The 5,499-nt window shown below is 57.5% G+C and carries 9 protein-coding genes; 2 read left to right on the forward strand and 7 right to left on the reverse strand.

Annotated features, from left to right (window positions below):
- The first annotated feature begins 841 nt into the window (after positions 1–841).
- Complete coding sequence (locus C476_RS18690) at positions 842–988, forward strand: hypothetical protein (RefSeq protein WP_160162894.1); 147 nt, start codon at positions 842–844, stop codon at positions 986–988.
- Positions 989–1,132: 144 nt separating this feature from the next.
- On the opposite strand, the gene C476_RS18330 is transcribed toward C476_RS18690, so the two are convergent.
- The 7 genes from C476_RS18330 to C476_RS07895 form a co-directional block, all read right to left on the reverse strand.
- The gene (locus C476_RS18330; protein ID WP_152418188.1) at positions 1,133–1,615 is read right to left on the reverse strand and encodes a hypothetical protein; all 483 of its coding nucleotides are present in this window, start codon (positions 1,613–1,615) and stop codon (positions 1,133–1,135) included.
- Between the two features lie 55 nt (positions 1,616–1,670).
- Positions 1,671–2,114 carry a hypothetical protein gene (locus C476_RS07865; protein ID WP_008011648.1) on the reverse strand — a complete coding sequence of 148 codons (444 nt, stop codon included), beginning with the start codon at positions 2,112–2,114 and terminating at the stop codon, positions 1,671–1,673.
- A 403-nt stretch (positions 2,115–2,517) separates the two neighbouring features.
- Complete coding sequence (locus tag C476_RS07875; protein ID WP_152418189.1) at positions 2,518–3,087, reverse strand: hypothetical protein; 570 nt, start codon at positions 3,085–3,087, stop codon at positions 2,518–2,520.
- Positions 3,088–3,109: 22 nt separating this feature from the next.
- On the reverse strand, positions 3,110–3,424 hold the full coding sequence (locus C476_RS17755; protein WP_008011652.1) for a hypothetical protein: 315 nt from the start codon (positions 3,422–3,424) through the stop codon (positions 3,110–3,112).
- Between the two features lie 779 nt (positions 3,425–4,203).
- Positions 4,204–4,365, reverse strand: coding sequence for a hypothetical protein (locus C476_RS18695; RefSeq protein ID WP_160162895.1), 162 nt, complete (start codon positions 4,363–4,365; stop codon positions 4,204–4,206).
- Complete coding sequence (locus tag C476_RS07890; protein ID WP_008011655.1) at positions 4,362–4,856, reverse strand: hypothetical protein; 495 nt, start codon at positions 4,854–4,856, stop codon at positions 4,362–4,364. The genes C476_RS18695 and C476_RS07890 overlap by 4 nt, the downstream gene beginning before the upstream one ends.
- Entirely contained in the window at positions 4,853–5,038 is a 186-nt protein-coding gene (locus tag C476_RS07895) for a hypothetical protein (RefSeq protein ID WP_008011657.1), read from the reverse strand. The genes C476_RS07890 and C476_RS07895 overlap by 4 nt, the downstream gene beginning before the upstream one ends.
- 167 nt (positions 5,039–5,205) lie before the next feature.
- Here C476_RS07895 and C476_RS17760 point away from each other — a divergent pair.
- Positions 5,206–5,499: helix-turn-helix transcriptional regulator (locus C476_RS17760; protein ID WP_083857039.1), on the forward strand; the 294-nt coding region annotated here is incomplete at its 3' end.

Below are 5,499 nucleotides of genomic sequence, written 5' to 3' on the forward strand. Positions count from 1 at the left end.
TTTGTCACAGTGAGGGACGAATCGTCCCCCACCGGTCAGTTAATCGATGTTGAGATTCCGTGCACGGGTTCTGTCATTCGTAGCTACAGGCCGGCGAATCTGAACAATCGGCTTGCGGTTCGAGTTCCTCGAAAATAGGCGTCTCGAGAACGAACAGGACGGTTCGGGCTTAGTCGTCGCTGGTCACTCAAGCCAAACCGGTTCTAGAAGGCCAGTGTTTCCGAACACAACCCGTGCCCGGCAGTCGTCACAGCCGGCATACGCGGTTGCCTCTGGTGCTGCTGGTCCAAATCCTGCCGACCTGTCCTGTTCGGCGTCAGCCCGGCCACAGATCGGACAGCCGTCGTCCTGTCCCTCGCCCGACAACTGTCCGTTCGTTGGTGGTGAGACGGCGAGCGACCTCCTCGAGCACTGAACGCAGAGCACGCAGGCGAATCTCAGCGCCCTGCCTGGCCGGATACCCCAGCGGGCCGGTCGCGAGCCCGATCGGGACGACGGCGACGACGAATAGTGACTGTTCACATACAGCGGCGCGGCGTTGCGAGTCTTAACGGCACCCGCTAACGCCCCGGCGACGCGCACCTGGGCGACTCCTTTTGATGCGGCGATTCTACTACGAGCGGTTCCGAACGCCTACGTTTCTGACGATACGACACAGTCGGTCGGTGTATCACGTTCCTCGAGACGGGCTCGCAGGTCGTTCGGTAAGTGCAACCACCAGTTTCGGCGTGCATATCGAGTACAACCTATCTCCCGGTCGAATACACCGATAAAACCGAGACTGTCAACAGCCATTCGAGCCCGACCGAGGAATTTAGGGCCTCGCACACACCACCTGCGTATGCCCGTTGACAAGTCCCGCCGACTCAACCACTCACGCGGGCGTTCACGGGCAGAACCGACCATGACCATAGACGTCATCCTACAGGCCGTGGCCGTGCTGTTGCTCGGCATCGATCTGTTGCTCGGGCTAGGCGGCCACAAGTAGCATCGTCAAGGTGTTAGTCCTAAACTAACGCCCCGCCGACTCAACCGTTCGACAGTCGTCGACTCTCCATCATGAGTTTTGCGCCTCAGTTCGGGCGAGTTCCTTCTGATTTGATTTCACACAGCTCGCAAAAAGAACGCGAACTTAGGAGAGTGTCCCGCCAACCGTCACCGTCGGGCCGTTCTTGCGTGGCGTCCAGTCGGTCCCGTAGTCGCCGTCACCGTCGCGCCATGGTGGGTCTATGTCACCACCCTCGCCGTCGGCGTACTGGTCGCGACAGGCGAGGACGGCTTCCCCGCGGGCGGTGATCTCATAGAGTCCGGCGCGTTCGGCCAGGCCGATGCGGTTGACGAGATGTTGGTCGGCGAGTTTCGGCAGTTGACTCGAGATGTAGCCCTGCGATTTCTCAAGGCGGGAAGCGATATTGGCGAGTAGGTTTCGGCCTTCGGTCAAAATCTCGAGAAGATCGAAATCAGTCGGCTCCGTCAGATGCATTGATTCGACCGCTAGCGTAAAGCGCACATAAAGCGTGTGCTTTACGCAGTGGGGAGAGACCGATGACTCGAAGATGTAGGAGTAGAAGCGAAAGCGGGGCCAGTCCTGTTTCCCGCCTGTCCGTCCCGCCACTCGAGACGACCACACACGGATCAATTAGTGCTCGGGCATGCCGCAGGTGGTGAGACTATGCGTCGGTCGCTGCCAGTGCATCATCTAACTGGAACTCGTAGTGACCGAGCATCTTCCGCATCACTTCTTCAGCACCCATGTCGCTGACAACCCCGTCAGGCGTCCAATTGTCTTCCATCAGGTCGCTGATTCCCTGTAGCCTCGAGACCGCAAATTCGGTGGTCGGCGCCTCCTCGAAAAAGTGCGTCGCGAGGTTTGCATACTCCCACGCAGTGCGTGGGTCCTCGAAATCGACAAGCGACTTATGTGATCCGTATCCTGTCCCAAGACCAGAGCGAAACGAAACAGAGTACGCGTTCGCATCTGACTCTGGAACCCCGACACTCGAGGAGTAAACGCCGTCTCCGGCCCGGATAAACGCCGGGTGGACGAAAACCCCGATACTGCCGTTCTTGTAACCGTCTTCCGCGTCCACCCAGTTCGGATGTGGTGAGACCATTTCTCGACACTTATCTATAAGATTGCAAAAGTGTTCTGGCGCATCTAATGAGAACTACGCACAACACCGGTTCCGCTGTTTTCGCGCGTCTCGAGTCTCGACACACCCGGTTGTCGAGGTAAACCTTATTCGTATCATTCAAAAATATAAGACATAAAATTCGAGCGACTCACTGACTCGAGCCCGTCGGAATCGGAGCAAGAGACTATGAGTGTTGAACCAACCACGACGGTCAGAATCGACGCCACGCCAGACGACCCGACCGATCCGTTTGCCGACCTGTGAAATGACCAGGTGTTGTGGTGTGCGGATCCCGAAACGGGCTGGCAGTGGTTTTCGTCATCGCGTTGGTAGGCTGTGAAGATATCGTGGGTGTCGCCCTCGAGATCGATCGTTGCGGGCATTACGTCGGCACCTCCGCGTGGTCCGCGAGTCGATTGTCGTCGTAGTTATAAATCCGAACGTCGACAGGCTCGAAAATCGTTTCTTTGTAGTCTTCGGCCTCGGCGTCGTGGTTGATCCGTTTGACGTACGGGTCGGTGTTCCCTGGTTGTGGTGCAACGATCTCAAAATCAGTCTGGCCGGTCGTATGACTGGTTTCGACAACCAGCACATCATAGTCGGTTTCTGAAATCGACCGTGGCGTTCCGACGGGCTCGGGTCGGAAAGCATCGTCTTGGGCGACAAGTTCGATTTGAACGTCGACCTCTGTCATGAGCGGCAGCCGCTCGCGGAGATCGGCGTCGCGGTCGTACTCGGAAGGCAGCCACTCGGGATTGTGCTCGAGTTTGCACAGCGCCAGATCGTCGATCTCGTGTTGCACCCACTCGTCGCCGCGGCGTTTCAGTTCCACGTCGTGAGCCGTGGCGTACGCCGGGTTCGGATCGGTGACCAGTTCGACCTCGAGGAGATCGATGTCCGACTCGTCACGTACACTGACGTAGACCGTCTGGCAGACCTTCGGGTCGTCCACGATCTCATCGTCCTGTTGTGCCTCAGCGAGTACGTCGGCCGAACTGAACCCGGACTCGGAGTTTGAGCCGATGGTTTCGGGCGGCATTAGTGCTCACCCCGAGTTTTGCCGCTTCCCACTCATGGCGTTGCAGCAGCGTCTGGCGGCCACGCTCGGCCAGCTCATCGGGGTTCAGGTACAGCCGTCCGTGGTGTTCCTCGTTATCGTAGTAATCCTCGATCGCATCTTGAACTGCGACACCTTTCGTCGGGCCGGTTTCACCGAAGACGAACAGCAGGTCCCGCTGGAAGTCGCTCAGTTCCCGGACTGTCTGTTGTGTCGATCTATCAGTGTGCACTATAGTGCAATTGACGAAACTATTGGACTTGAACCAGCGAGGCGACAGACGGGGTTTCGAGAAATAGTTGCGTCCTATCGGCACAATCTTCATTACTAACCGAATCTAACTCGTACCTGTTGGGGCCAGTGTGGTTCCCGGTAGTAACCGGGACTACACGGTCTATGTCACTAACCCTGTAGCACCAGCGCTAGCATCACCAACAGGGTCGCAACACTCGACAGTGCAGCCACGATTTCTGGAAGTGCTTGCATCATCAGGAGATCCAAGAGCGTTCCCGCTGCGGTTGTCAGCAGAGCGAACGATTGGAGAGTCTCCCTAAGATCATTTGTACGGAGCCGTCGCTGTGGGGGCATGTCATCAGTCATGTCTTTTAAACGGTTCCGCAACCGAGAAACACGAGAACTGGGTGTTGGGACCAGTGTGGCTCCCGTGTTGGCTGCGTACTACATTTCAAATTTCGTGGTGGCCATCTACTTAGGTTTAACCACGAGCAGTTTTCCGATTCTTATTCGCCGAAAAACATGACTTACACACCACTAACAATAGCATTTGGCACAGCGCCATTCTATTAAATACACATATTTATATATTGTATTCATACATTCCATATTCGAAATAATTTTAAATATGCCGATCAATCTTCAGTCTGCTCTTTCCGAACTTGCTGTTCGTCGATCTCGCGGACGTATCCGAATAGGTCATCCGAAGCGCCCCGATTAGAGCCGCGTTCGACTCGATTCCGGCGAGTGGTGAGGCGGCCTTCGCGGAGCGTTCGTTCATCCCCGCGACGTGGCGCTGGGCGCGTACTCAAAGTGGTTACGATCGTCGGCGTCGGAGTCAGGCCGGTCTAGATCCTCGTCGTTGGTGCCCGTGTTGTTTTCGAAGTCGCAAATCGCCCGCTCGGCATCGTCCAGCATCGCTTTGGGCGGATTATTCATGCTCTCACTCGCCGTTTATCACGGCCGACCGTCTCGTCGGTCGCAAAGTCCAACTCGTCGGGGTCCATCGCCGCGAGACGGTCGTGCGAATGTACCTTGTGGAGCCAAAACTGGTGCAGCCGGTAGGCGATCGTCTCCGAAGTGACCACGCCATCGCAGGCCCGCTCGGCGATCTCCGTGGTTGACCAGTCGCGCTCGTAGTACAGCTCGTGAAGTACGCGGTAGTCGTCCTCTGGAGCGAGGTCGCCAGCGCGTCGGAACCGGTCAGCTACCTCCGAACGAGAGAGATCACCCGCGAGGTCGGCTGCAATCTCGACAGGGAACTTGCCTTGGTCCTCGTAGAACGTCGCGAGTTCGGCGACTGACCAGTCGAGCCGGTAAGCGTCGTCTGGCCAGTCGCCACATCTGCCGCCGTGAGTTCGTCTGGTCGGCAATCGCTGTCCGTTTCGGGCCGCGGGAACGACCGGACCGACCACGCTCGAGGCGTTCACGGTCCGGCCATCGGCGGATCGTTGGTCGTCTCGCGTTCCGGGTTGACGTCGTCAGCCTCTGGGATCGCTGCAGGATCGAACGCCGCCAGCGTCGCATCGCCAGCATCAGTCACCGGTTCAAAGGCGTAGTCAGTCAGGAACCTGTGATTGTCGGCGCTGTGCGTGCGTACTCGGGTGTGCATAGACATCTCAGTCTCACCTGGATTTCAGGGCCCCTTTCGGGAACGGCAGTCGCTGATACTCATCGGTCGATTCCTTGGTTTGAGAGCGCCTTGAGACAGTACACTGTACAAGCCTCGAGCTCATCCGCGAGTCCGGCGGCATCCACCAGAGCGATTTCTGGAAGGAACTGGAATTCTCCTCGCGCAAGGGCAGCCGGATCGTNCTCGAGCTCATCCGCGAGTCCGGCGGCATCCACCAGAGCGATTTCTGGAAGGAACTGGAATTCTCCTCGCGCAAGGGCAGCCGGATCGTCGAATCGCTCGTTGAAAAGGAACTGGTCGATCGAGAGGAAACCGTTTACAAGGGCCACAACACCTACTTCATCTCGCCGACCGCACGAGACCTCGATTTCAGACTGCTGATGGCCGGCGATATGCTCTCGCCGTTTGTCGGCGAGGAAGAGATTGATCCTAACAGCGAC

It is taken from the genome of Natrinema limicola JCM 13563, assembly GCF_000337475.1.
Taxonomy (GTDB): Archaea; Halobacteriota; Halobacteria; order Halobacteriales; family Natrialbaceae; genus Natrinema; species Natrinema limicola.